Raw genomic sequence first — 24762 nt, forward strand, 5'->3', positions numbered from 1 at the left:
AGGCTAGCTAGATTGCATTCCTACCTAGGTAGTGATGGAATGCGGGCATGGCCGCAGACCGCAGATCCAGCTGGCTCAAGGGAGTTCTCGACCTGCTCGTCCTCTCCTGCCTGACCGACGGCGAGAGTTACGGGTACGAGATCGCCAAGGCGCTCGACCGGGCGGGGCTCGGTGAGATCAAGGGCGGAACGCTCTATCCCGTACTGAACCGGCTGGAGGAAGCGGGCCTGGTGGAGGCCGAGTTCCGCGCGGCCGAGCGCGGACCGGGGCGCCGGTACTACCGGCTCACCGAGCGGGGCCGCGAGCACCTCGCGGCCGAGAGCGGGGCGTGGAGCGACTTCCACGGGGCCGTACAGACCATGCTGCATCCAGGGGGAACGAGACCATGACGACGGACACCTACTTCGAGGAGCTGGCCGCGGCGCTGCGCACCGCGGGCGTGACGGAGGAGCAGATCGCCTCGACCGTGGCGGATCTGCGCGCGCATCTCGCGGAGACCGGGACGGGGGCGGAGGAGGAGTTCGGTTCGGCCGCCTCCTTCGCGGCGCAGCTCGGCGGCCTCGCGCCGGCACCGGGCGAGCCCGCCGACGAGGCGCAGAGCTGGACGTGGACGGCGGACCTCTTCAACGACCGGCGGATGCTGGCGGTCCACGGCGACCAGGGCTGGGAGGTGGAGTCCTTGGACTCCCTCGGCCGGTTCGTCTGCCGCCGCGCGCCGGGCGTGGCGCTCCGCTGGGAGTACCGGCGCGAGGTGATCAGGGGCCGCAGGCGCGAGCAGGTGCTCGCCGAACTTTCGCCGGAGGGGTGGGAGTTCTGCGGTGAGTGGCTGGTGTACGGGTACTTCAAGCGCCCGAAGGCGGCGAGCGCGGGCCCGGCGGGCGCGCTGGACACGCTGCCGGAGACTCCCGCGAAGTGGCTGTTCCTGAGCCGCCGGGGCAAGGCGCTGCTCGGTGTCTGGGCGCTTGTCGTGGGCGCGGCCTATCTGACCCTCGGACTGCCGGGATACGCCATCGCCCTCATGGGCGTGAGCGGTGCGGCGTCGGCCCTGGTCACGGCGAAGCTGGAGACGGCGAAGGGCCGTCGGCGGTGAGTCAGAGGACGTCGCCGTCGCGCCAGTCGAAGACGAGCGGCGCGGCGGCGGGGTCGGGCAGCGGCCGGCCTGGCGCCGGCCGGAGGTAGGTCGAGCCCTCCTCCTCGGGCAGGTGCAGGATCCCGCCGGGGCTCAGCGCCTCGATCCGCCCCTGCCATGGCTCCCAGCCGCGCGAGCGGTAGAGGGCGGCCCCCTCGTCCGACGCGGACAGGGCGCCGAAGGCGTACGCCCCGTCGATCACCCGCTCCAGCTCGGTCATGACGAGCCCCGCGAGCCCTTGGCGCCGCCGGTCGGCGCGGACGGCGACGCCTTCGACGTATCCGACGCGGTGCGAGCGGCCGTCGTGGAGCACCCGCCGCATGATGACGCTGCCGTGGGCGGCGATGCCGTGCTCGTCCTCGATCCAGGCGTGGATGCCGCCGAGGGCGTGGTCCCAGTCCTCGTCCGCGAACGCGCCGTCGAACGCGGCGTCGAGCATCCGCCGGGTCGCGCGCAGGCGTTCGTCCCCGACTTGGTGGGTGGCTGCGGTCGTCACGGTCATGCCTTCAGTCTCCCCTCTCCCCTACCTAACCCTCAAACGCTTATTGACAGGTTAGGCGACCGCTGCTTGACTGCCGTCTATCACCAGTCAAGGCGTCTTGAGGGGTTAGACATGTCTTCTGTGCAGCAGGTCCACCACCGCACGATCACCGTCCGGGGCCACGAGATCTTCTACCGCGAGGCCGGCCCCGCCGACGCGCCCGTCCTGCTTCTGCTGCACGGCTTCCCCACCAGCTCGCACATGTTCCGCGACCTGATCCCGCTCCTCGCGGACGACTACCGGCTGATCGCCCCGGACCACCTCGGCTTCGGCCGCAGCGCCGCGCCCTCGGCCGCGGAGTTCGACTACACCTTCGCCGAACTGGCGTCCCTGACGGCCGAGTTCACCGAGGCGCTGGGTCTCGACCGTTTCGCGCTCTACATCCAGGACTACGGCGCCCCCATCGGCCTCCGCCTCGCGCTCGCCCACCCCGAGCGCGTCACGGCGATCGTCACCCAGAACGGCAACGCGTACGAGGAGGGCCTCGGGGCCGACGCCTGGGCCCCGGTCCTCGCCCTGATCGCCGACCGCACCCCCGAGACCGAGGAGCCGGTCCGCGCGATCCGCTCCCTCGACGGCATCCGGTGGCAGTACGAGACGGGCGTCCCCGCCGAGTTCCGCGACCTCCTCAGCCCGGACGCCTGGCACCACGACGCGGCCCTGATGGCCCGCGAGGGCCAGGACGAGATCCAGCTCGGCCTGATCGCCGACTACGGCTCCAACTTCGCGCTGTACCCGGCGTTCCAGGAGTACTTCCGCACCAGCCGCGTTCCCCTGCTCGCGGTCTGGGGCGAGGGCGACGAGGTGTTCGTCCCGGCGGGCGCGAAGGCGTTCGGCCGGGACCTCCCCGACGCGGAGATCCACCTGCTTCCGACGGGTCACTTCGCCCTGGAGACACACGCGCCGACGATCGCCGGGCTCATCGCCGATTTCCTCGAACGCGCTGTCGGTCGCGCTGTGTAGGGTGAAAACGGACTGCGCCGATCAACGGGGGTGGACATGGCGTTCGACGACGAGTGGTCGCGGATCAAGACCGATACGACGAGCGTGCGCCTCAATCAGCTCGACGGAGGCGGCGGGAGTGCCGGGGGCACGGGCGCGCCCGATCTGAAGACCGCGCCGGCCGAGAAGAAGGCGGCGGCCAAGGCCATCCACGACATCCTGGAACCGGACACGAGGACGGCCGGGGACCACGCGGACGCGTCGACCACGGCCGCGAAGACGGAGTTCGCGGGCTGGCGGACGGCGTCCGCCCTGAAGACCGTCGAGGAGACCTGGGCAGGCCAGGTGAAGATGCTGCTCGGCCGGCTCGGCGGTGAGAAGGCCGCACTCAGCGGTTCCGGGGTCTCCTTCCAGTATCCCGACTTCGCCACCTCGGGCTGCCGGAACCAGGAGCGCTGACCGACCTCCGGTGGGCCGGCGTCTGCCCTCCCTGTGTGGAGGACACGCGGCGCAAGCACATCGAGTGGATCGAGATCTACCTCCAGAAGCTGGACGCCGATCGCACCCGGGTCTATCTGCGCGCCTGGTGACCGGCGGCAGCGCATGAGAACCGCCCCCGTCCTCGGTTGGGGGACCTAGGAGGGGGGCGGTGTCGGGGGCCTCGGGGAGGCGGGGGGGTCAGCCCATGTGGGGGTAGCCGTACTCGGTCGGCGGGACCAGGGTCTCCTTGATCGCGCGGGTCAGCGTCCAGCGCATCAGGTTCTGCGGCGCGCCGGCCTTGTCGTTCGTGCCGGACGCGCGGCCGCCGCCGAAGGGCTGCTGGCCGACGACGGCGCCGGTCGACTTGTCGTTGATGTAGAAGTTGCCCGCCGCGTAGCGGAGCTTCTCCATCGTGTACGCCGTGGCGGCGCGGTCGCCCGAGATCACCGAGCCGGTCAGCGCGTAGTCCGAGACGGACTCCATCTGGGTCAGCATCTCGTCGTACCGGTCGTCCTCGTAGACGTGGACCGCGAGGATCGGGCCGAAGTACTCGGTCGTGAAGACCTCGTTCGAGGGGTCGGAGCACTCGATGACGGTCGGGCGGACGAAGTAGCCCTCCGAGTCGTCGTACGTGCCGCCGGCGATGACCGTACAGCTCGGGTCGGCCTTCGCACGGTCGATCGCGGCCTTGTTCTTGGCGAAGGAACGCTCGTCGATCACGGCGCCGATGAAGTTCGTCAGGTCGGTGACGTCGCCCATCCTGATGCCGTCGACCTCGGTCGCGAACTCCTCCTTGAAGCCGGAGTTCCAGATCGAGGCCGGGATGTACGCGCGCGAGGACGCGGAGCACTTCTGGCCCTGGAACTCGAAGGAGCCACGGGTGAGCGCGGTCTTCAGGACGGCGCGGTCGGCGCTCGGGTGGGCGACGACGAAGTCCTTGCCACCGGTCTCGCCGACGATCCGCGGGTACGAGCGGTACTTCTCGATGTTGTTGCCGACCGTCTTCCACAGGTGCTGGAAGGTCTTGGTGGAGCCGGTGAAGTGGATGCCGGCGAGGTCGGGGTGGTTCAGGGCCACCTCGGAGACGGCGATGCCGTCGCCCGTCACCAGGTTGATGACGCCCTTCGGCAGGCCGGCCTCCTCCAGGAGCTCCATGAGGAGCACGGCGGAGTGGGTCTGCGTCGGGGACGGCTTCCAGATCACCACGTTGCCCATGAGGGCGGGGGCGGTGGGCAGGTTGCCCGCGATGGCCGTGAAGTTGAACGGCGTGATCGCGTAGACGAAGCCCTCCAGCGGGCGGTGGTCCAGTCGGTTCCACACGCCCGGGGAGTTCGCCGGCGGCTGCTCGGCCAGGATCTGGCGCGCGTAGGCCACGTTGAAGCGCCAGAAGTCGACGAGCTCGCAGGGGGTGTCGATCTCGGCCTGCTGGGCGGTCTTGGACTGGCCGAGCATCGTGGAGGCGGCCAGCGTCTCGCGCCACGGGCCGGCCAGCAGCTCGGCGGCGCGCAGGATGATCGCCGCACGGTCGTCGAAGGACATCGCGCGCCAGGCGGGGGCGGCGGCCAGGGCGGCGTCGATGGCGTCCTGGGCGTCCTGCTGCGTGGCGCCGGCGAAGGTGCCGATGACGGCCTTGTGGTTGTGCGGCTGCACGACGTCGACACGCTCGCCGCCGCCCATGCGCTTCACGCCACCGATGGTCATCGGGAGGTCGCGCGGGTTCTCGGCCAGCTCCTTGAGCTTGGCCTCCAGACGGGTGCGCTCGGCGGAACCGGGGGCGTAGCTGTGCACCGGCTCGTTGACCGGAGCGGGGACCTGGGTCACAGCGTCCATGAGTCTCGTAACTCCTTGTGAGAGGTGGGCTCAGCCCTTGGTGAGGATGGAGCGGGCGAAGAAGAGGAGGTTGGCCGGCTTCTCCGCGAGGCGGCGCATGAAGTAGCCGTACCAGTCGGTGCCGTAGGCGGTGTAGACGCGCATCCGGTGGCCTTCGGCGGCCAGCCGGTTCTGCTCCTCGCTGCGGATGCCGTACAGCATCTGGAACTCGTACTCGTCCAGCTTGCGCCCCGCACGGCGGGCGAGCTCCTGTCCGATGGAGATGAGTCGCGGGTCGTGGGAGCCGATCATCGGGTAGCCCTCGCCCTCCATCAGGATCTTCATGATCCGGACGTAGGCCTTGTCGATCTCGGCCTTGTCCTGGAGCGCGACGGAGGCGGGCTCCTTGTAGGCGCCCTTCACGATCCGGACGCGGGAGCCGTTCGCGGCGAGGCGGCGGGCGTCCTCCTCGGTGCGGAAGAGGTACGCCTGGATGACGCAGCCGGTCTGCGGGAAGTCCTTCCGCAGCTCCTCGTGGATGGCGAACATCGAGTCGAGGGTGGTGTGGTCCTCGGCGTCCAGGGTGACGGTGGTGCCGATCTCGGCGGCGGCCGCGACGACCGGGCGGACGTTGGCGAGGGCCAGCTCGTGCCCCTCCTCCAGCGCCTGGCCGAACATGGACAGCTTGACCGACATCTCGGCGCGGGCGCCCAGGCCCAGCTCCTCGAGGCGGCCGATCAGCTCCAGGTAGGCGTCACGGGCGGCGTAGGACTGCTCGACGGTGGTGATGTCCTCGCCGACGACGTCGAGGGTGACCTCCAGGCCGCGGCCGGTGATGTCCCGGACGATCGGGATGACGTGCTCGACCGTCTCGCCGGCGATGAACCGGTCGACGACCTGCTTGGTCCCAGGGGCGGCCGACACGAAGCGGCGCATCTTGTCGCTGCGCGACGCGGCGAGGATCACGGGACCCAGCACGGGGACCTCCAGAAGGACAGGGTGACGAAGAGTGCCATACCCGGTTTTTCGTAAGGAACCGGGAACAGCACGGAGAACCACCGTGAAACCTAAGGATCGCTCCGATCCTGTGCCATCGACAGCTGTCACGCATCCGTGGTCGGCATCTCAGACATATGTATGAAGGGGGTGCGAGAATGACGCTGTGAAGGACGATTACCAAGAGCTGGTGGACGAGATCTCGGCGCTGCTCGGCGCCCCGGCGACGCTGGAGAACCGGGATTTCGGGCTGATCGCCTTCGGGGCCCACGACAGCGAGGACGACAGCGCGATGGATCCGGTGCGCACCCGCTCGATCCTGACGCGGAAGTCGACGCCGGCCGTCCGCGCTTGGTTCGAGGGCTTCGGGATCACCCGGGCGACGGGCCCGGTCCGCATCCCGGCCGCACCGGACGCCGGAGTGCTCCGGGACCGCATCTGCCTTCCCGTACGGCATCGGGGCATCGTCCTCGGATACGTCTGGCTGCTCGACGCCGAGCCGGGGCCCTCGGCCGCCCAGCTGGCGGCGGCGATGGAGGTGGCGGCCCGGATCGGCGATCTCCTCGCGGACGAGGAGCGGGCGGACGCCGACCTCTCCCGCGCGTTCACCGCCGTACTGACCGCCGAGCGCGGCTGGCAGAGCGACATGGCCCTCGCGGCGCTGCGCACGGCCCTGGGCCCCGGCGCGGACGGCCTGCACACCGTCGTCTGCGTCACCCCCTGGCGCGGCGAGGCCCCCTCGGCCCGCACGGTCGCGAGCGCGGCGGCGGTCGCCGTGCTCCCCGACAGCGGGTCCCTCGCGGTCCTCGTACGGCTGCGCTCGCCCGAGGACCTCGCCCCCGCCCACGCGGCGGCGGACCGGCTGCGCGCCGGCTCCCCCGCCGGTGTCGCGACCCCCCGTCGCGGTCTCGCGGAGCTCCCGGCGGCCTGGCGCGAAGCGAGCACGGCGGCCCGGGCGGCCACGGCGCAGCCGAAGCTCGGCCCGGTCGCGGAGTGGGCCGGGATCGGCCCGTACCGGCTCCTCGCGGCGCTCTACCACCCCGAGATCGACCCCGCCGTCGCACCGCTGCTCGCCCCCGCCCACGCCGAGCTGGCGCGCACCGCCGAGGTGTTCCTCGACAACGCCGGCCAGGCGGGCCGCACGGCGGCCGCCCTCGGCGTCCACCGCCAGACCCTCTACTACCGGCTGTCCCGGGTCGAACAGCTCACGGGCCTGGACCTGGACGACGGCGAGGACCGTCTGCTGCTCCACATGTCCCTGAAGTCGGCCAGGCTGTAGTCAGGGGCTACCACGGGGCACGGCGACGGGCTCCGTGGGATCGGATCATGAACACGGGGGCGATGACGGGCGGTTGGCTCCCGCCGACGGAGATCGAGCACCGGCTGTACGCGCCGGCTGGCGCCGAGCGCGCCGACCGACCTGCCGGTCCCGCTCGCCCCTCGATCCCGCTCGCCCCTCAGCCCCACTCGCCCCTCAGCCCCGCTCCCCCATCAGGACCTTCAGCCCCTCGGTCAGGTCGTCCGCCGTCGGAGCCGTCTCGGGGTCGACCATCCACTGGATCATCACGCCCGTGGCGAGCGCCTGGCAGAGCAGTCCCGCCACCCGGGCCTTCTCCGGGTCCGCCTCCGGGTCGATGCCCAGGAACACCTCGGCCATGCCCAGCCGGCCCTCGCGCTGGGGTTCCTTGATGGCTTCGCGGAGCTTCTCGTCGTCGTCGAGGCGGGTGACGACCTCCGTCTGGAGCTTCCAGACCGGGCGACTGGCGTCCGCGGCCGCGATGACCTGCTCCCACACCGTGTGGAAGCGCTCGTACGGGTCGGCGGGGAGGACCTTCCTGTCCTCGCCGCTGCCCGCCGGGCCCACCTCGTTGCCCCACTCTTCCGTGAGACCGAGGAACGCCTGCTGGAGCAGGGCCTCCTTGGAGCCGTAGTGGTAGCCGATGGAGGCGAGGTTGGTGCCCGAGGCGGCGACGATGTCGCGGGCGGTCGTGCGGGCGTAGCCCTTGTCCAGGAGGCAGCGCTTGGCGCCTTCGAGCAGATCTTCCCGATGTCCCATGACAGCACTGTACCCGGCCGCTAGACAACCGTGTAAGACGATTGTCTAGCGGCCGGGTACGGGCGATGAGCCGGTCGGACCGGCCTGCGTCAGACCAGGTTGACCGAACGGGCCGACGTCGCGCCGATCTCCGCCGCGATCTCCGCGAGCACCGTCGCCGGGACGGTGTCGTCCACGGTGAGGACGACGAGCGCCTCGCCACCCTCCTCGGCACGGGCCACCTGCATGCCCGCGATGTTCAGACCGGCCTCGCCGAGGATCCGGCCGACCGTGCCGACGACGCCCGGACGGTCCTCGTAGCGCAGCACGACCATGTGGTCGGCGAGCGCGACGTCCACGTCGTAGTCACCGACCGCGACGATCTTCTGGAGGTGCTTGGGGCCGGCCAGCGTGCCGGAGACCGCGACCTCCTCGCCGCTCGAGAGCGTGCCGCGCACGGTGACCACGTTGCGGTGGTCGGGCGACTCCGAGCTCGTCGTCAGACGGACCTCGACACCGCGCTCCTGCGCGAACAGCGGGGCGTTGACGTACGACACGGTCTCGTCGACCACGTCCTCGAACACACCCTTGAGGGCGGAGAGTTCGAGCACCTTCACGTCGTGCTGGGTGATCTCGCCGTACACCTCGACGTCGAGACGCGCCGCGACCTCGCCCGCCAGCGCGGTGAAGATCCGGCCGAGCTTCTCGGCGAGCGGCAGACCCGGCTTGACGTCCTCGGCGATGACACCGCCCTGGACGTTGACCGCGTCCGGGACGAGCTCACCGGCGAGCGCGAGGCGCACGGAGCGGGCGACCGCGATGCCGGCCTTCTCCTGGGCCTCGTCCGTGGACGCGCCGAGGTGCGGGGTGCAGACGACCTGGTCGAGCTCGAAGAGCGGGGAGTCCGTGCAGGGCTCCTTCGCGTACACGTCGAGCCCGGCGCCGGCGACCCGGCCCTCCTTGAGGGCGGAGAACAGCGCCGCCTCGTCGACGATCCCGCCGCGCGCGGCGTTGACGATCCGTACGCTCGGCTTGACCTTGTGCAGCGCCTCGTCGCCGATGAGACCGAGGGTCTCGGGGGTCTTCGGCAGGTGGACGGTGATGAAGTCGGCGACCTCCAGGAGCTCGTCCAGGGCCAGCAGCTTCACCCCCATCTGGGCGGCGCGGGCCGGCTGCACGTAGGGGTCGTACGCGACGATCTTCATGCCGAACGCGGACATCCGCTGGGCGACCAGGACACCGATGCGGCCGAGGCCGACGACGCCGAGGGTCTTCTCGCTGAGCTCGACGCCGGTGTACTTCGAGCGCTTCCACTCGCCGTTCTTCAGCGCGGTGTTGGCCTGCGGGATGTTGCGCGCGGTGGCGACGAGCAGACCGCAGGCCAGCTCGGCGGCGGTGACGATGTTGGAGGTCGGGGCGTTGACGACCATCACGCCGGCCTTGGTGGCGGCGGAGACGTCGACGTTGTCCAGACCGACACCGGCGCGGGCGACGACCCGGAGCTTGGTGGCGGCGGCGATGGCCTCGGCGTCGACCTTGGTCGCGGAGCGGACCAGGATCGCGTCCACATCGGCGATGGCGGGGAGCAGTTCGGCGCGATCCGCACCGTTGCAGTGCCGGATCTCGAAGTCCGGGCCCAGGGCGTCGACGGTGGCGGGCGACAGCTCTTCAGCGATGAGTACGACGGGTTTCGAGCTCACGTGAGTCCTCACAGATCCAGTGCGGACGGCCGTCCCGACGGCCGCAGGCGGTGGAGGGGGCTTGCCGCGTGAAAGCGCACGACGCTGTGGGCCTGAACGCGAATGTTGTTGAGCAGTGTAGTGGTGCGTCGGCGCAGTTCATGCGCCTCGTTGGAAGGATCACCCGTCCGTGGTTGGACGGCCTGTCCAACGATGGGGCGGGGGGCCGGACAGCGTGTCCGGCCCCCCGCCGGGAGGCTTACGCCTCCTCGTCGTTCACCCAGCTCATGAGCTTGCGCAGCTCCTTGCCGGTGGTCTCCAGGAGGTGCTTCTCGTCCTGGGTCTTGTACTCGTTGTACTTCTTCAGACCGCCGTGGTACTCGTCCATCCAGTTCTGGGCGAAGGTGCCGTCCTGGATCTCCGTGAGGACCTTCTTCATCTCGGCCTTGGTGGCGTCGGTGATGATCCGCGGGCCGGTGACGTAGTCGCCCCACTCGGCGGTCTCGGAGACCGACCAGCGCATCTTCTCCAGGCCGCCCTCGTACATGAGGTCGACGATCAGCTTCAGCTCGTGCAGGCACTCGAAGTAGGCGATCTCCGGCTGGTAGCCGGCCTCGACCAGGGTCTCGAAGCCCGCCTTCACCAGCGCGGACGCGCCACCGCAGAGGACGGCCTGCTCACCGAACAGGTCGGTCTCGGTCTCCTCGGTGAAGGTGGTCTTGATGACGCCGGCGCGGGTGCCGCCGATGGCCTTGGCGTACGAGAGCGCCAGGGCGAAGGCGTTGCCGGTCGCGTCCTGCTCGACGGCGGCGATCGCGGGGACGCCGCGGCCCTCCTCGTACTGGCGGCGGACCAGGTGGCCGGGGCCCTTGGGGGCGACGAGCGCGACGTCGACGCCGGCCGGGGGCTTGATGAACCCGAAGCGGACGTTGAAGCCGTGCGCGAAGAAGAGCGCCTTGCCGTCCTTCAGGTTCGGGGCGATGGACTCCTCGTAGACCTTGGCCTGGATCGGGTCAGGGATGAGGATCATGATGACGTCGGCCTCGGCGGCGGCCTCGGCGGGCGTCACCACGCGCAGGCCCTGCTCCTCGGCCTTGGCCTTGGACTTGGAGCCCTCGTGCAGACCGACGCGGACGTCGACACCCGAGTCACGGAGCGACAGCGCGTGGGCGTGGCCCTGGCTGCCGTAACCGATCACCGCGACCTTGCGGCCCTGGATGATGGACAGGTCGGCGTCGTCGTCGTAGAACAGCTCGGCCACTGGGAATCTCCTTGATGTGCTGGTGTTGCGTCCCACCGTACGGCGGGGAGCGGGAGGGAAGTCTTCGGGTCTCGCCAGGCGGACCGCCGGGTCGGACCGGCGGTCACGCGTGCTCGGCGTCAGGCGCTGCGGTCGAGGGCCCGCAGGGACCGGTCCGTGATGGACCGGGCACCACGCCCTATGGCGATCGTGCCGGACTGCACGAGCTCCTTGATGCCGAACTGCTCCAGCATCTTGAGCATCGCGTCGAGCTTGTCACTCGAACCGGTGGCTTCGATGGTGACCGCCTCGGGCGAGACGTCCACGGTCTTGGCGCGGAACAGCTGGACGATCTCGACGATCTGGGAGCGGGTCTCGTTGTCGGCGCGGACCTTCACCAGGACGAGCTCGCGCTGGATCGCCGCGCTGGGCTCGAGCTCGACGATCTTCAGGACGTTGACGAGCTTGTTGAGCTGCTTGGTCACCTGCTCCAGCGGCAGGTCCTCGACATTGACCACGATCGTGATGCGGGAGATGTCGGGGTGCTCGGTGACACCGACGGCGAGCGAGTCGATGTTGAAGCCGCGGCGGGAGAACAGGGCGGCGATCCGGGCCAGGATGCCGGGGGTGTTCTCCACCAGGACGGAGAGCGTGTGCTTGGACATGTGCGTCGTTCCCTTTTCCTTCAGGTCCTTACGGTCCTTACGGCTCTCGGTCTCAGTCGTCTTCGTTGTCGCCGAAGTCGGGGCGGACGCCCCGGGCGGCCATGACCTCGTCGTTGGAGGTGCCGGCGGCGACCATGGGCCAGACCTGGGCGTCCTCGTGGACGATGAAGTCGATCACGACCGGGCGGTCGTTGATGGCGTTGGCCTCGGCGATGACCTTGTCCAGGTCGGCCGGGTCCTCGCAGCGCAGGGCGACACAGCCCATGGCCTCGGAGAGCTTGACGAAGTCGGGGACGCGGGTGCCCTTGCGGGGCGCCGTGCTCGCGCCGACCTGCGAGCCGGCGGCGCCGTGGCCGGTCTCCTCGGCGTGCAGGACCGTGCTGGAGTAGCGCTGGTTGTAGAAGAGGGTCTGCCACTGGCGGACCATCCCGAGGGCGCCGTTGTTGATGATGGCGACCTTGATCGGGATGTTGTTGAGCGCGCAGGTGACGAGCTCCTGGTTCGTCATCTGGAAGCAGCCGTCGCCGTCGATCGCCCAGACCGGGCGGTCCGGCATGCCGGCCTTGGCGCCCATGGCGGCCGGGACCGCGTAGCCCATCGTTCCGGCGCCGCCGGAGTTCAGCCAGGTGGCCGGCTTCTCGTAGTCGATGAAGTGGGCGGCCCACATCTGGTGCTGGCCGACGCCGGCCGCGTAGATGGTGTCGGCGGGGGCGAGCTGGCCGATGCGCTGGATGACCTGCTGCGGCGAGAGGCTGCCGTCCTCCGGCAGGTCGTAGCCGAGCGGGTAGGTCTCGCGCCAGCGGTTCAGGTCGCTCCACCAGGCGGTGTAGTCGCCCTTGTTGCCCTCGCTGTACTCGGCCTGGACGGCCTGGACCAGGTCGGCGATGACCTCGCGGGCGTCACCGACGATCGGGACGTCGGCGGCACGGTTCTTGCCGATCTCGGCCGGGTCGATGTCGGCGTGGACGATCTTGGCGAAGGGGGCGAAGCTGTCCAGCTTGCCGGTGACGCGGTCGTCGAAGCGGGCTCCGAGGGCGACGATCAGGTCGGCCTTCTGCAGCGCGGTGACGGCGGTGACCGCACCGTGCATGCCCGGCATTCCCACGTGCAGCGGGTGGCTGTCGGGGAACGCGCCCAGCGCCATCAGGGTGGTGGTGACGGGGGCGCCGGTGAGCTCGGCGAGGACCTTCAGCTCGGCGGTGGCGCCGGCCTTCAGGACGCCGCCGCCGACGTACAGGACGGGGCGCTTGGCCGCGGTGATGAGCTTGGCGGCCTCGCGGATCTGCTTGGCGTGCGGCTTGGTCACCGGGCGGTAGCCGGGCAGGTCGGTCTGCGGCGGCCAGCTGAAGGTGGTCTTCGCCTGCAGGGCGTCCTTGGCGATGTCGACCAGGACCGGGCCGGGGCGGCCGGTGGAGGCGATGTGGAAGGCCTCGGCGATCGTCCGCGGGATGTCCTCGGCCTTGGTGACCAGGAAGTTGTGCTTGGTGATCGGCATCGTGATGCCGCAGATGTCCGCCTCCTGGAAGGCGTCCGTGCCGATGGCCTTCGAGGCGACCTGGCCGGTGATCGCGACCAGCGGGACGGAGTCCATGTGGGCGTCGGCGATCGGGGTGACCAGGTTCGTGGCGCCGGGCCCGGAGGTCGCCATGCAGACGCCGACCTTGCCGGTGGCCTGGGCGTAGCCGGTGGCGGCGTGGCCCGCGCCCTGCTCGTGGCGGACCAGGATGTGGCGGACCTTCGTGGAGTCCATCATCGGGTCGTACGCGGGGAGGATGGCGCCGCCCGGAATACCGAAGACGGTGTCGGCCCCCACTTCCTCGAGAGAACGGATGAGGGACTGCGCACCCGTGACGTGCTCGACGGTGGTGGCGGACTGTCCGCCGCTACGGGCCCGCGGCTGCGGATGGTGCCCGGTGGCCTGCTCGGTCATCAGCATTCTCTTCTCGAGGCAGAGGTTTTTGCGAGGGTTTGGTACGACTTCAGGATGAGCCGGTGCAACAAAAAACCCCTCGTGCCGGGAGGCAAGCGAGGGGAGCGCGTCGGGAGCGTTCAAGCCGGGCCTTCATGGCCCTGCTTCAGCCGACGCGCTTTCCAAGTACGAGAATTCGGGTGCGCATGGCACTGACCCTCCCCCCGACGCACTATCAGTGTCAAGTGGGTGGGACAGGCGTCTCATTATTTGAGCGGATCGGGGGACGGTTTCCGGCGGGAACCGCCACCGCGCCGGGGATCGGGTACTCGTCCCGGACGAGCGCGCGGCGCAGCCGGTACTCGTCGAGCGGGCCGGAGAAGGCCATGCCCTGGCCGTGGGTGCAGCCCATGGCACGCAGGGCGAGCACCTGCTCGGGGACGTCCACGCCGTCGGCCACGGACTGCAGCCCGAGGTCGCGGGCGATACGGAGCAGCCCGCTGGTGATCTTGCGCAGCCTGGCGGACTCGACCACGCCCTCGACCAGACCTCTGTCCAGTTTCAGTACGTCGACGGGGAGGCGCCGCAGCGCGTCGATGGCCGCGTGGCCGCTGCCGAAGCCGTCCAGGGCGATCCGTACGCCGAGGCGGCGCAGGGCGACCAGGCGCTGCTCCAGGTCGTCGAAGGAGACCCGGGGGTCGCTGTCGGCGAGCTCGATCATCAGGGACCCCGAGGGCAGCCCGTGGCGGGTCAGCAGCGCCTCGACGGAGCCGAGCGGCAGGGAGCGGTCGAGGAGCCTGCGGGCGGAGAGCCGGATGGAGACCGGTGTGCGGTGGCCGAGACTCGCCCGTTCGGCGGCCTGCTCCACGGCCTGTTCGAGGAGCCAGCGGCCGAGCGCGGCGACGCGCTCGCTGTCGTCCGCGACCCGCAGGAACTCGGCCGGGGTGAAGAGGATGCCCTGGGCGGAGCGCCAGCGGGCCTGGGCGGCGACGGCGGTGATGCGGCCGGTGGCCAGGTCCACCACCGGCTGGTGGAGGAGCGCGAACTCCCCGTCGTCGAGGGCGGTGCGCAGCCGCGTCGCCAGCTCCGTCCTGCGGACGACCTCGGCCTGCATCTGCGGGGCGTACATCTCGACGCGGTCCTTGCCGGCGGCCTTGGCCCGGTACATGGCCAGGTCGGCGTTGCGCAGCAGGTCCCCCACGCCGATGCCGGGCTCGGCGAAGGCGACGCCGATGGAGGCGGCGACCCGCACCTCGTTCCCGCCCTCGACGCGGTACGGCTGGGAGAGCGTGAGGCGCAGCCGGTCGGCGATCTCGTGGACCTGGCGCTCGCGTGCCGATCCGTCCTGGGAGCCGTCGCCGAGGATGAGCGCGGCGAACTCGTCGCCACCGAGGCGGGCGGCGGTGTCCCCGGCCCGTACGGAGTCCTGGAGGCGGCGGGCGGCCTGGACGAGGAGCTCGTCGCCCGCCTGGTGGCCGAGCCGGTCGTTGACCCCCTTGAAGCCGTCGAGGTCGATGAAGAGCACGGCCGTGCCGGGGTCGGAGGAGCGCCGGCCGGTCAGGGCGTTGCGGACGCGCTGGGTGAACAGCGCCCGGTTGGGCAGGTCGGTGAGCGGGTCGTGCTCGGCGTTGTGCTGCAGCTGCTCCTGGAGGCGGACCCGTTCGGTGACGTCCCGGCTGTTGAAGATCAGGCCGCCCTGATGGCGGTTGACGGTGGACTCGACGTTGAGCCAGTCGCCGCGGCCGGAGCGGAAGCGGCACTCGATCCGGGTCGTCGGCTCCTCCGCGGGGGAGGCGGCCAGGAACCGGCGCACTTCGTGGACGACGCCCCCGAGGTCCTCGGGATGGATGAGGGAGGCCAGTTCCTGGCCGATGAGATCCTCGGCGTCGCGTCCGTAGACACCGGAGGCGGCCGGGCTCACGTAGCGGAGTATGCCGGTGGGTGCGGCGATCATGATGACATCGCTGGAGCCCTGCACCAGGGACCTGAAGTGGTTCTCCTTCTGGGCCAGTTCGTGGGTGAGGGCGATGTTGTCGAGGAGCATGATGCCCTGCCGTACGACAAGGGCGAGGACGACCGTGCAGCCGGTGAAGACGACCACGCGGTCCACCCTGCGCCCCTCGATGACGTTGTACAGAATGCCGAGGGTGCAGACGGCCGCCGCGAGATACGGCGTGAGCGCGGCCAGCGAGCCGGCCACGGGGCGGCTCGGGAGGCGCTGGCCCCGTGGGGAGGAGATGCCCTCGGGACCCCGGCGCACCCCCCAGGGGGCGTACGCCAGGAGCAGTGATCCGGCGAACCAGCCGGCGTCCAGGAGCTGTCCGGAGGTGTAGTTCTCCCGCAGCAGCGGGGAGGTGAACAGGGCGTCGCACAGCACGGTGAGGGCGAGGGCGGCGATGGCGGTGTTCGTCGCCGAGCGGTTCGCGTGCGAGCGGCGGAAGTGCAGGGCCAGGACCATGCTGACGAGGACGATGTCGAGCAGCGGGTACGCCAGGGAGAGGGCGGCCTGGGCGACGCTCTCGGCCTCGAAGTGCGTGGTGTGCGCGAGGGCGAGGCTCCAGGAGAGGGTGAGCAGCGAGCCACCGATGAGCCAGGCGTCGAGCCCGAGACAGACCCAGCCGGCCCGGGTGACGGGCTTCTTGGCGAGGACGAGCAGGCCGACGATGGCGGGTGGGGCGAAGAGCAGGAAGAAGAGATCGGCGACGGAGGGGCTGGGCACGTCCCGGCCGAGCACGACCTCGTACCACCCCCAGACGCCGTTTCCGGCGGCGGCCATGGTGGAGGAGAAGGCGAAGAGCATCCAGGCGGGCCGGAAGCGGCTCTCGCCGAGGCGGGCGTAGAGGAAGCAGGAGACGCCGGCGGCGAGGGCGGCCGCGCTCAGGCCGAAATCGCCCATGACGAGCGCCAGTCGCTCGGATCCCCAGCCCAGGGCGGCTCCTGTGGCGTAGGCCGCGCAGATCAGCCCGAGGAGGACCTGGGCGAGGACCGGAGCGCCGTCGGACCGTGTCGGGTCCGGGCCGCGAGCGCCTCCGGCGCCGTCACCCGCGCCCTTCGGCGGGACGCCGCCCGCCGTCGGGACGGGGGCCGTGGTGCCGGCCGGTGCGGTGGCGGTCGATGTGGTGCCGCCCGGTACGGGACCGGGGGTGACCGGGTCGCGGCCGATGAGCGCTCCGGGGGCGGTCACCGGGGCTCCCCTGCGCGCGCCGGCGGCCTCGGGCGCCTCCTGTGCCGGAACGGGGCGCGCGAGGGTCGTCGCCGGTGGCCCCGCCGCGTCGGATCGCCGGTTCGTCGGTCGTACTCCACCCGTCGCCCCCCTCGGAAACTGATGACCCGTCACGTTGCTCCCCAGCGCCATCTCGTGCTCGACGCGGCCCCCCGCTCCGGGACGATACACCAGGACCGTCACTCAGGGACAGGGCCGCTGTACTCTGCGTGACGGTTGGGGGCGCGCGGTGGGCGCACCGAGGGGGCGCGCGCCGCGGGCCGGCGAATCAGGTGGTGAGGACCACGTTCGCCAGCCGCTCCCCCGCCGCGAACCGGGTCAGCTGGGCGGCGATCAGCCGCTTGGCACGGGGCATGAACGCGGAGGTGGAGCCGCCGACATGAGGACTCACCAGGACACCGGGAGCGTGCCACAACGGGTGGCCGGGCGGCAGCGGTTCGGGATCGGTGACATCGAGCGCGGCGGTGATCCGGCCGCTCTCGACCTCCTTGAGCAACGCCGCGGTGTCCACCACGGGGCCGCGGGCGACGTTCACCAGAAGCGCCCCGTCCCGCATCCGCGCGAGAAAGCCCGCGTCGACGAGGTGCCGGGTCTCGGGGGTGAGCGGAGTGGAGAGCACGACGACGTCCGCCTCCGGCAGCAGGGCGGGCAGGTCGGACATCGGCCGCACCGGCCCGCGCTCCGTGGTGCGTGCCGAGCGCGCGACGCGCGCCACCCGCGCGCACTCGAAGGGCACGAGCCGGTCCTCGATGGCGGCGCCGATCGACCCGTACCCCACGATCAGCACGGACTTGTCGGCGAGGGCCGGATAGAAGCCGTCCCGCCACTCCTCCGCGTCCTGGCCGCGCACGAAGCCGGGGATCCCGCGCAGCGAGGCGAGGATCAGGGCGAGCGTCAGCTCGGCGGTGCTGGCCTCGTGGACACCCTTGGCGTTGCAGAGCTCGACCCCGGGGCCCAGCGCGCCGAGGCCGGGGGTCACATGGTCCGTACCCGCCGAGAGCGTCTGCACGGCGCGCACCGAGGTCATCGCGGCGAGCGGCCGTACGGCGACCTCGGAACCCTTCATGTACGGCACCACGTAGAAGGCGCAGCGCGCCGGGTCGGCGGGAAAGTCCGGACCGCCGTCCCAGAAGCGGTAGTTCAGCCCCGACGCGCTCGGCTCGGGAAGCCCGTCGATCTCGTCCGCGGCCATCGGAAGCCACACGTCAGCGGTCGTGTCATCGAGTGTCATGACCCGGAGGCTATGCGAAGAATCCCGCTCGCCATTGGTTAGTTTGGGTGACGGCACAGGGAGGGGTACCGGCAGGTGGAGCGCAGGACTATCGGGGCGGCGGCGCTCGACGTGGGCGCGGTCGGCCTGGGCTGTATGCCGATGAACTGGGCCTACAGCCGCTCGCAGCAGCGCGGCGACCGGTCGGTGCGCACGGTGCACGCGGCGCTCGACGCGGGGGTGAGCCTGCTCGACACGGCGGACATGTACGGGCCGTTCACCAACGAACTGCTGGTCGGGCGGGCGCTGAAGGAACGCCGTGCCGAGGCGTTCGTGTCGACGAAGTGCGGTCTGCTGGTGGGTGACCAGCACGTGGTGGCCAACGGCCGGCCCGGGTACGTACGGCGGGCCTGCGACGCCTCCCTGCGGCGGTTGCAGACGGATGTGATCGACCTCTACCAGCTGCACCGGGCGGACCCGGAGGTGCCGGTGGAGGAGACCTGGGGCGCGATGGCCGAGCTGGTGTCCGCGGGCAAGGTGCGGGCGCTCGGGCTGTGCGCGGTGGGGGCCCGGGCGACCCGGCGCGGCGGGGCCGCGCACCTGTACGAGGGAACGATCCGGCAGTTGGAGCGGGTCCAGCAGGTCTTCCCGGTGAGCGCGGTCGAGGCCGAGCTGTCGGTGTGGTCGCCGGAGGCGCTGGAACGGCTGCTGCCGTGGTGCGAGGCGCGCGGGGTGGGCTTCCTGGCCGCGATGCCGCTCGGGAACGGGTTCCTGACCGGGACACTGACGCCCGGCGGCGGTTTCGAGCCGGACGATCCGCGGGCCCGGCACCCGCGTTTCACCGCCGAGATGATGGCGGCCAACCAGCCGCTGGTGGCCGGTCTGCGGCGGGTGGCGGCACGCCACGGCGAGGAGGTCACGCCGGCCCAGGTGGCGCTGGCGTGGACGCTGGCGCAGGGGCCGCAGGTGGTGCCGATCCCGGGGGCGAAGCGGGAGTGCTGGGCGGTGGAGAACGCGCGGGCGGCGGAGCTGATGCTGACAGCCGCGGATCTGGCGGAGATCGCGCGCCTGCCCGCGGCGCGGGGGTCGTGGGACTGAGGACGGGAGACGAACCCGGGACCCTGATCTGCCCGGGCGGTGTATCAAGGGTAGTGACCGCCGCCTGAAGGGATCGGGACCGTGGGCCGAGCATCTGTGGGAGCTGTGTGGGCCGCCGTCGTGCTGGCGCTCGTGACGGGGTGCTCGTCGGGTGGGAGCGGATCTCCGTCCCCGCCCGCGACGGAGCCGGGGACGGCGGCGCCGTCGACGAGCTCGCCGGCCGCCGCCGTGCGGGTCGCCGGCACGCTCACCGAGGATCTGGAATCGCCGTGGGGCCTGGCCGCGCTGCCCGGCGGGGATCTCCTCGTCGCCTCGCGCGACGAGCGGACGATCACCCGCGTCGACGCGAAGACGGGGAAGAAGACGCCGCTCGGAGAGGTGCCGGGGGTGGTTCCCGGCGGTGAGGGCGGGCTCCTCGGGCTGGCCGTGCGGGACGGCCGGGTGTACGCGTACCTCACGGCGGAGTCGGACAACCGCATCGTCCGGATGGCGTACGGGGGCGGGGACGCGGATCGCCTGGGCGCTCCCGAAGTGGTCCTGTCGGGCATCCCGAAGGGGAATGTGCACAACGGCGGGCGGATCGCGTTCGGCCCGGACGGGATGCTCTACGCGGGGACCGGTGAGCGGGGCGAGACGGGCCTCGCGCAGAGTGTGGAGTCGCTGGGCGGCAAGATCCTGCGGATGACGCCGGAGGGGAAGCCGGCGCCCGGCAATCCGTTCCCCGGCTCGGTCGTGTACTCGTACGGGCACCGCAATGTGCAGGGCCTGGCCTGGGACGCCGACGGACGGCTGTGGGCGGCCGAGTTCGGCCAGAACACCTGGGACGAGCTGAATCTGATCCAGCCCGGGAAGAACTACGGGTGGCCGAAGGTCGAGGGCTCGTCGGACGTCTCCGGCTTCGTGGACCCGGTGGCCCAGTGGAAGACCTCCGAGGCGTCGCCGAGCGGCATCGCCTACGCCGAGGGCGCGATCTGGATGGCCGGGCTCAGGGGCGAGCGGCTGTGGCGGATCCCGCTCTCGGGGGCGGAACGCGCGGGGGACCCCGAGGCGTTCCTCGTGGAGGAGTACGGCCGCCTGCGTACGGTCCTGGCGGCGGGTGACGGCCGGCTCTGGCTGACGACGAGCGAGACCGACACCCGGGGCACGCCCGGGCCCGGCGACGACAAGATCCTCCGGCTGGAGGTGACGTAGGGGCGGACACGATGTTCAACATGGCGGAAGAGCTCTTCGCACCGGGCCGCAAGCACACCGACGACGAACGCCGGCGTCTGGCCCTGACCCGGGAGGACCAGGGTGACGGGGACCCCGGCCGGGGGCCGATCGACCTCGGTTCGGGCCGTGTGACGATACGCGTCCCGGGCACCGCCGAGGCCCCGGAGGGCGGGGCTCTCGAGGGCGGGGCCCCGGACGACGCCGCTCCTCCGGAGGGCGGGGCCCCGGACGACGCGGTCCCCGAGAACGGGGCCCCGGAGAACCAGGCTCGGGACAGCGCGGGGCCGCTGGCCACCGGGTCCTAGGGGGTCGGCTCCAGGAGACGGAGGCGGTGGGCGAGGGCGGCTGCCTCGCCTCGGCCGGAGACGTTCAGCTTGGCGAGGATGTTGGAGACGTGGACGCTCGCCGTCTTCGGGGAGATGAAGAGCTCCTCCGCGATCTGGCGGTTGGTGCGGCCGGCGGCGACCAGGCGCAGGACGTCCTGCTCCCGAGGGGTCAGGCCGAAGGCGTCGTCTCCCGGCTCCGGGTCCGGCGCGCGGTCCGGGGTGGTGAGGGAGAGGCGGGCGCGGGCGGCCAGGAGTTCGACGTCCTCACGGAGCGGGTGCGCGCCGAGGCGGACGGCGGTGGCGTGGGCCTCGCGCAGGAGCGCCGCGGCCTCGTCGCGCCGGCCGCCCTCGGCGAGGAGGGCGTCGGCGAGGCGGTGCCGGGCGAGAGCGAGCGGATAGGGGCGCTCCACCCGCTCGTAGGCGGCGACGGTCTCGGCCCAGCGCTCGACGGGGCGGCGGTTCTCGGCGCGGTCCAGCTCCGCCGAGGTGTGCAGGGAGTACGCCTCCCAGACCGGCGCCGGGGTCGCCAGCCCCCGTACGCAGCGACGGATCAGGGCGACCGCCTCCGCGCGGCCCTCCTCGGCGGCGGGCAGGCCGTACGCGTCGGCCTCGGCCGTGGCCGCGGCGAGGAGCAGCGGCCAGCCCTCCCGGTGGGTGCCGGGCGGGAAGCCGGTCTTCACGGCGGCGGTGAGGACGGTCCGTACGTCCTGGATCCGTCCGCCGGCGGCGGCGACGCTCAGCTCGACCTGCCGCATCGGAACGGTGTACTGCGGCATCGGGTCCGACTCGCCGAAGTCCTCGCGGGCCGCGGCGAGCTGGGCGGCGGCGGTGGTCGGCTCGCCCCGGAGGAGGGCCAGTTGGGCGAGGCGCAGCGTCGCGGAGCCGCGCGGCTTGGAGCGGGTCGCGGTGTGCACGATCCATTCGCAGTTGCGCTGGGCCTCGTCCCAGAGGCCGAGGGAGAGCTGGGACTCCGCCATGTTGGCGCGGACCCAGCCCTGGCTGTCGAGGAGTCCGTGGTCGCGGGTGAGCCGGACGCCGTCCTCCGCGACGGCCACGGCCTCTTGTGAGCGGCCGAGGTTCTCCAGCACGTGGGAGAGGTTGACATGGGCCCGGGAGGACTCGTGGTGGAGGCCGAGGGCGCGGGTGCGGTCTCGGGCCTCGTACATGGCGGCGAGCCCGGCCTCCCGGTCGCCGGCGGAGACCTGGAGGGTGCCGAGGGTCAGACGGGCGCTGAGCTCGACGGACTCGTCCTTGACCAGGCGGGCGTACTCGACGGCCCGCTCGGCGGCGGCGAGGCTCTCCGGGCCGGGCTGGTGGAGCATGCCCCAGCCCGCGGCCACGGCGAGGATGCGGGCGTGCACGCTGGACGGGGGCAGGCCCTTGACGAGCTCCTGTGCGGTGGCGATCTCGGCCCAGCCGTCGGAACGGCCGAGGCCGGAGACGATGCGGGAGCGCTCGGTCCAGAACCAGGCGGCCCGCAGCGGGTCGCGGCTCCCGCCCTCCTCTCCTTCGAGGATCCGCAGCGCCATCTTGCCGATCTTCAGGGCGCGTTCGCGTTCCCCGCAGAGCCGGGCGGCGTACGCGGCCTCGGCGAGCAGGTCGAGGTAGTCCAGCGGGGCGGTCTCGGGGTCGTCGCAGCCGCAGGGAGGGTAGGCCTCGGCGTAGTCCATCGGGCGCAGGGAGGCGCGCACCTCGGCGGGGACCTCGTCCCAGAGTTCCATGGCCCGCTCCAGGAGCCGCAGTTGCTCGGCGTACGCGGAGCGCTTGCGGGTCTCGACGGAGGCCCGGAGCACGGCCGGCAGGGCCCTGGCGGGGTCGTGCGCGTGGTACCAGTAGGTGGCGGTCCTGGTCGCCCGTTCCTCGGCCCGGACGAGCGAGGGGTCGGCCTCCAGGGCCTCGGCGTAGCGGCGGTTGAGGCGGGAGCGCTCGCCGGGCAGCAGGTCGTCGCTGACGGCCTCACGGACCAGCGAGTGGCGGAAGCGGTAGCCGTCGCCGTCCGGGACGGCCTGCAGGATGTTGGCGCCGACGGCGGCGCGCAGCGCCTCGATGAGGTCGTCCTCGGAGAGCCGGGCGACGGCGGCGAGCAGTGCGTACTCGACGGTGGAGCCGCCTTCGGCGACGATCCGGGCGACCCGCTGGGCGTCTTCGGGAAGCGCCTCGACCCGCACGAGCAGCAGATCGCGCAGGGAGTCGCTGAGGGCGCCGGGGGCGCAGCCGGACTCGTGGGAGACGACGAGTTCCTCGACGAAGAAGGCGTTGCCGTCGGAGCGGTCGAAGACCTCGTCGACGAGGGCGGCGTCCGGTTCGGCGGCGAGGATGCCGGTGAGCTGGCGGCGCACCTCGGCGCGGGTGAACCGGGCGAGTTCGATGCGCCGGATGGTCCGCAGCCGGTCCAGCTCGGCGAGCAGCGGGCGCAGCGGGTGGCGGCGGTGGATGTCGTCGGCGCGGTAGGTGGCGACGACCACGATCCGGCCGCGGCGCAGTGTACGGAAGAGGTAGGCGAGAAGGTGCCGGGTCGACGCGTCGGCCCAGTGCAGGTCCTCCAGGACGAGCACGATCGTGCGGTCGGCCGCGAGCCGTTCCAGGAGCCGTACGGTCAGCTCGAAGAGGCGGGCGGTGGAGTCCTCGTTGGAGGGCTCGTGGCTGCCGACGTCGCCCAGTTCGGGGAGGAGACGGGCGAGTTCGCCCTCCTGACCGGCGGCGGCTGCCGCCAGTTCGCCGGGGAGGCGGCGGCTCAGCGCGCGCAGCGCGGTGGAGAAGGGCGCGAACGGCAGCCCGTCCGCGCCGATCTCGACGCAGCCGCCGACCGCGACGTAGGCGCCGCGGTCGCAGGCCGCGGCGACGAACTCCTCGATGAGGCGGGTCTTGCCGACGCCTGCCTCACCGCCGAGGAGCAGGGCCTGCGGCTCGCCCTCACCGGCGCGGGTGAGCGCGTCGGTGAGGGCGGTGAGTTCGCCGGCGCGGCCGACGAACACGGGGCTGACTGACCTGGTCTCCACGGCGCCGAGCATCGCACAGCTGTCCGGGGCGGTGCCCATACGGGGGTCACGCGGCCCGGACGAAGCGGCCGCGGGCGGATCCCACCCGCCCTTCGGAGTCGTGGTCGCCGGACCGAGCGGCGGCCTTGGCGGCCCGCCGCGCCCTGACGGCCTGGCGGGTCAGACGCTGGGCGGCGGCCTCCCGGACGAGCTCGGCGTGGTGCATGCGGTGCAGTTCGTACGCGAACATCTGGTGCTCCCTGGTGTCGGTGTCGCTCCTTGCGATGCCTCCACCTTCGTCGCCCAGGGGGTACGGCCACATCGGGAGAGTGCCGCATGTTCGGGGTACGGGGTGCCTTAGGAGGGTCCTGAGGGGTACCTAGGACGCCGCGATGTTCGGCATGACGCCGACAGGGACGACGCCCGCGCGGGCGAAAGTCCTTTGCCGACTCGTGCGGTGCGTCGGTAGCGTCGGCGGCCGTGACCCCGACCCTGCGCACCGAGCGGCTGCTCCTGGAGCCGTACAGCCCCGACGACGAAGAGGACTTCGTCGCTCTGTTCCAGGACACCAGGGTGTCGCGGTGGATGGGTGACGGCGCTGCTTCCGAAGCGGCGGACCGGGCCCTGTTCGGGCGGATCTTCACCAAGGTCTATGCCCAGGATCTGTTCGATGTCTGGGCCGTTCGCCGCGACGGACTCCTCGTCGGGCATGCCGAGATCAAGCCGACCGATGCCGTCGAAGGCCACGAGATCATCTACGCTCTGGCGCCGTCGGCATGGGGGTGCGGCCTGGGGACCGAGCTGGCAGAGGCCGTCGTCGCCCATGGCTTCGACACCCTCGGACTGACCGAGGTGTACGCCACCGTGGCCGCACCGAACGAGGCGTCCCTGGCTCTGCTGGGCAGAATCGGTTTCGGGCATGTTCGGGACATCAGGGAGGACGACGGCAGCACCACCCGCGTGCTGGCCCGCCGTCCGACCGCGAGCGAGACGTCGCCACTCACCCGACAGGCGTGAGTGAACCGCTGCCCTGGGCCTCCCCCGGGTGGCCGGTCGGGCGGCGTGGGCCGTTCGGTCGACGTCCCCCGGCCACCTCCGGGATCAGCTCGTGGGAACAGCCTGCCGGCCGGCGAGCAGCGGCTCGCCCGCCCGGCCGAGGACGCGGGGCGAGCCACCGGGACGGCAGGACCGTGGCCTAGGTGTATTGATCACGAGCGTTGTTGACAGTCGCAGGTCTTGATCATGGCGAAGACCTCCGGTGTGGTGGAGGTGTCTAGGACTACACCGCAC

The 24762-nt window shown here is 71.7% G+C and carries 21 protein-coding genes; 9 read left to right on the top strand and 12 right to left on the bottom strand.

What is annotated here, in order from left to right:
- The first annotated feature begins 47 nt into the window (after positions 1-47).
- Positions 48-389, top strand: coding sequence for a PadR family transcriptional regulator (locus ACZ4VW_RS25225; protein ID WP_467966086.1), 342 nt, complete (start codon positions 48-50; stop codon positions 387-389).
- On the top strand, positions 386-1090 hold the full coding sequence (locus tag ACZ4VW_RS25230; RefSeq protein WP_467966088.1) for a hypothetical protein: 705 nt from the start codon (positions 386-388) through the stop codon (positions 1088-1090). Before ACZ4VW_RS25225 ends, ACZ4VW_RS25230 begins: the two co-directional genes overlap by 4 nt.
- A 1-nt stretch (position 1091) precedes the next feature.
- Here ACZ4VW_RS25230 and ACZ4VW_RS25235 read toward each other — a convergent pair whose 3' ends face one another.
- The gene (locus ACZ4VW_RS25235; protein WP_467966090.1) at positions 1092-1631 is read right to left on the bottom strand and encodes a GNAT family N-acetyltransferase; all 540 of its coding nucleotides are present in this window, start codon (positions 1629-1631) and stop codon (positions 1092-1094) included.
- A gap of 111 nt (positions 1632-1742) precedes the next feature.
- Here ACZ4VW_RS25235 and ACZ4VW_RS25240 point away from each other — a divergent pair, with 111 nt between their 5' ends.
- Both ACZ4VW_RS25240 and ACZ4VW_RS25245 read left to right on the top strand, forming a co-directional pair.
- Positions 1743-2633: an alpha/beta fold hydrolase gene (locus ACZ4VW_RS25240; protein WP_467966092.1), complete on the top strand. Its 891-nt coding sequence runs from the start codon at positions 1743-1745 to the stop codon at positions 2631-2633.
- 36 nt (positions 2634-2669) lie between these two features.
- Entirely contained in the window at positions 2670-3071 is a 402-nt protein-coding gene (locus ACZ4VW_RS25245; RefSeq protein ID WP_467966094.1) for a hypothetical protein, read from the top strand.
- A gap of 219 nt (positions 3072-3290) precedes the next feature.
- Here the strand turns inward: ACZ4VW_RS25245 and pruA are convergent, their stop codons facing one another.
- Together pruA and ACZ4VW_RS25255 are read right to left on the bottom strand one after the other, a co-directional pair.
- Positions 3291-4922 (bottom strand): L-glutamate gamma-semialdehyde dehydrogenase, encoded by a 1632-nt coding sequence (gene pruA, locus ACZ4VW_RS25250; RefSeq protein WP_467966096.1) that lies wholly within the window; start codon positions 4920-4922, stop codon positions 3291-3293.
- A gap of 30 nt (positions 4923-4952) precedes the next feature.
- The gene (locus ACZ4VW_RS25255; protein ID WP_467966098.1) at positions 4953-5879 is read right to left on the bottom strand and encodes a proline dehydrogenase family protein; all 927 of its coding nucleotides are present in this window, start codon (positions 5877-5879) and stop codon (positions 4953-4955) included.
- 184 nt (positions 5880-6063) lie between these two features.
- Between ACZ4VW_RS25255 and ACZ4VW_RS25260 the strand changes: the two genes are divergently transcribed.
- Positions 6064-7176 carry a PucR family transcriptional regulator gene (locus ACZ4VW_RS25260; protein ID WP_467966100.1) on the top strand — a complete coding sequence of 371 codons (1113 nt, stop codon included), beginning with the start codon at positions 6064-6066 and terminating at the stop codon, positions 7174-7176.
- 195 nt (positions 7177-7371) lie between these two features.
- On the opposite strand, the gene ACZ4VW_RS25265 is transcribed toward ACZ4VW_RS25260, so the two are convergent.
- The 7 genes from ACZ4VW_RS25265 to ACZ4VW_RS25295 all read right to left on the bottom strand — a co-directional run bounded on the left by ACZ4VW_RS25265 (position 7372) and on the right by ACZ4VW_RS25295 (position 17879).
- Positions 7372-7953, bottom strand: a complete 582-nt coding sequence (locus ACZ4VW_RS25265) for a TetR/AcrR family transcriptional regulator (RefSeq protein ID WP_467966102.1) — start codon at positions 7951-7953, stop codon at positions 7372-7374.
- 89 nt (positions 7954-8042) lie between these two features.
- On the bottom strand, positions 8043-9632 hold the full coding sequence (gene serA, locus ACZ4VW_RS25270; RefSeq protein WP_467966104.1) for a phosphoglycerate dehydrogenase: 1590 nt from the start codon (positions 9630-9632) through the stop codon (positions 8043-8045).
- A 238-nt stretch (positions 9633-9870) separates the two neighbouring features.
- On the bottom strand, positions 9871-10872 hold the full coding sequence (gene ilvC, locus ACZ4VW_RS25275) for a ketol-acid reductoisomerase (RefSeq protein WP_467966106.1): 1002 nt from the start codon (positions 10870-10872) through the stop codon (positions 9871-9873).
- 119 nt (positions 10873-10991) lie between these two features.
- Positions 10992-11516 carry an acetolactate synthase small subunit gene (gene ilvN / locus ACZ4VW_RS25280; RefSeq protein ID WP_019889675.1) on the bottom strand — a complete coding sequence of 175 codons (525 nt, stop codon included), beginning with the start codon at positions 11514-11516 and terminating at the stop codon, positions 10992-10994.
- Positions 11517-11568: 52 nt separating this feature from the next.
- Positions 11569-13446 carry an acetolactate synthase large subunit gene (locus tag ACZ4VW_RS25285; protein ID WP_467966108.1) on the bottom strand — a complete coding sequence of 626 codons (1878 nt, stop codon included), beginning with the start codon at positions 13444-13446 and terminating at the stop codon, positions 11569-11571.
- 220 nt (positions 13447-13666) lie between these two features.
- Positions 13667-16609 (bottom strand): putative bifunctional diguanylate cyclase/phosphodiesterase, encoded by a 2943-nt coding sequence (locus tag ACZ4VW_RS25290; RefSeq protein WP_467966110.1) that lies wholly within the window; start codon positions 16607-16609, stop codon positions 13667-13669.
- Between the two features lie 307 nt (positions 16610-16916).
- Positions 16917-17879: a 2-hydroxyacid dehydrogenase gene (locus ACZ4VW_RS25295; RefSeq protein ID WP_467966112.1), complete on the bottom strand. Its 963-nt coding sequence runs from the start codon at positions 17877-17879 to the stop codon at positions 16917-16919.
- 75 nt (positions 17880-17954) lie between these two features.
- Between ACZ4VW_RS25295 and ACZ4VW_RS25300 the strand changes: the two genes are divergently transcribed.
- From ACZ4VW_RS25300 to ACZ4VW_RS25310, 3 genes are all read left to right on the top strand, one after another.
- Complete coding sequence (locus ACZ4VW_RS25300; protein WP_467966114.1) at positions 17955-18956, top strand: aldo/keto reductase; 1002 nt, start codon at positions 17955-17957, stop codon at positions 18954-18956.
- Positions 18957-19037: 81 nt separating this feature from the next.
- A complete protein-coding gene (locus ACZ4VW_RS25305; RefSeq protein WP_467966116.1) occupies positions 19038-20147 on the top strand; it encodes a PQQ-dependent sugar dehydrogenase in 1110 nt (369 codons plus the stop codon).
- A 20-nt stretch (positions 20148-20167) separates the two neighbouring features.
- Positions 20168-20473: a DUF6191 domain-containing protein gene (locus ACZ4VW_RS25310; protein ID WP_467966118.1), complete on the top strand. Its 306-nt coding sequence runs from the start codon at positions 20168-20170 to the stop codon at positions 20471-20473.
- Here the strand turns inward: ACZ4VW_RS25310 and ACZ4VW_RS25315 are convergent.
- Positions 20470-23505, bottom strand: a complete 3036-nt coding sequence (locus ACZ4VW_RS25315; protein WP_467966143.1) for a helix-turn-helix transcriptional regulator — start codon at positions 23503-23505, stop codon at positions 20470-20472. The two genes, ACZ4VW_RS25310 and ACZ4VW_RS25315, sit on opposite strands and share 4 nt — an antisense overlap.
- A 34-nt stretch (positions 23506-23539) precedes the next feature.
- Positions 23540-23722 (bottom strand): hypothetical protein, encoded by a 183-nt coding sequence (locus tag ACZ4VW_RS25320; RefSeq protein ID WP_467966120.1) that lies wholly within the window; start codon positions 23720-23722, stop codon positions 23540-23542.
- Between the two features lie 230 nt (positions 23723-23952).
- Between ACZ4VW_RS25320 and ACZ4VW_RS25325 the strand changes: the two genes are divergently transcribed.
- A complete protein-coding gene (locus ACZ4VW_RS25325; RefSeq protein WP_467966121.1) occupies positions 23953-24489 on the top strand; it encodes a GNAT family N-acetyltransferase in 537 nt (178 codons plus the stop codon).
- Positions 24490-24762 lie beyond the last annotated feature (273 nt).

The organism is Streptomyces sp. NPDC029139 (assembly GCF_055564335.1).

Coding starts and splice junctions, on each gene's coding strand:
- ACZ4VW_RS25315 (WP_467966143.1), bottom strand. CDS start 23,505: ATGCTCGGCGCCGTGGAGACCAGGTCAGTCAGCCCCGTGTTCGTCGGC.
- ACZ4VW_RS25265 (WP_467966102.1), bottom strand. CDS start 7,953: ATGGGACATCGGGAAGATCTGCTCGAAGGCGCCAAGCGCTGCCTCCTG.
- pruA (WP_467966096.1), bottom strand. CDS start 4,922: ATGGACGCTGTGACCCAGGTCCCCGCTCCGGTCAACGAGCCGGTGCAC.
- ACZ4VW_RS25235 (WP_467966090.1), bottom strand. CDS start 1,631: ATGACCGTGACGACCGCAGCCACCCACCAAGTCGGGGACGAACGCCTG.
- ACZ4VW_RS25225 (WP_467966086.1), top strand. CDS start 48: ATGGCCGCAGACCGCAGATCCAGCTGGCTCAAGGGAGTTCTCGACCTG.
- ACZ4VW_RS25240 (WP_467966092.1), top strand. CDS start 1,743: ATGTCTTCTGTGCAGCAGGTCCACCACCGCACGATCACCGTCCGGGGC.
- ACZ4VW_RS25245 (WP_467966094.1), top strand. CDS start 2,670: ATGGCGTTCGACGACGAGTGGTCGCGGATCAAGACCGATACGACGAGC.
- ACZ4VW_RS25295 (WP_467966112.1), bottom strand. CDS start 17,879: ATGACACTCGATGACACGACCGCTGACGTGTGGCTTCCGATGGCCGCG.
- ACZ4VW_RS25310 (WP_467966118.1), top strand. CDS start 20,168: ATGGCGGAAGAGCTCTTCGCACCGGGCCGCAAGCACACCGACGACGAA.
- ilvN (WP_019889675.1), bottom strand. CDS start 11,516: ATGTCCAAGCACACGCTCTCCGTCCTGGTGGAGAACACCCCCGGCATC.
- ACZ4VW_RS25285 (WP_467966108.1), bottom strand. CDS start 13,446: ATGACCGAGCAGGCCACCGGGCACCATCCGCAGCCGCGGGCCCGTAGC.
- ACZ4VW_RS25230 (WP_467966088.1), top strand. CDS start 386: ATGACGACGGACACCTACTTCGAGGAGCTGGCCGCGGCGCTGCGCACC.
- ACZ4VW_RS25320 (WP_467966120.1), bottom strand. CDS start 23,722: ATGTTCGCGTACGAACTGCACCGCATGCACCACGCCGAGCTCGTCCGG.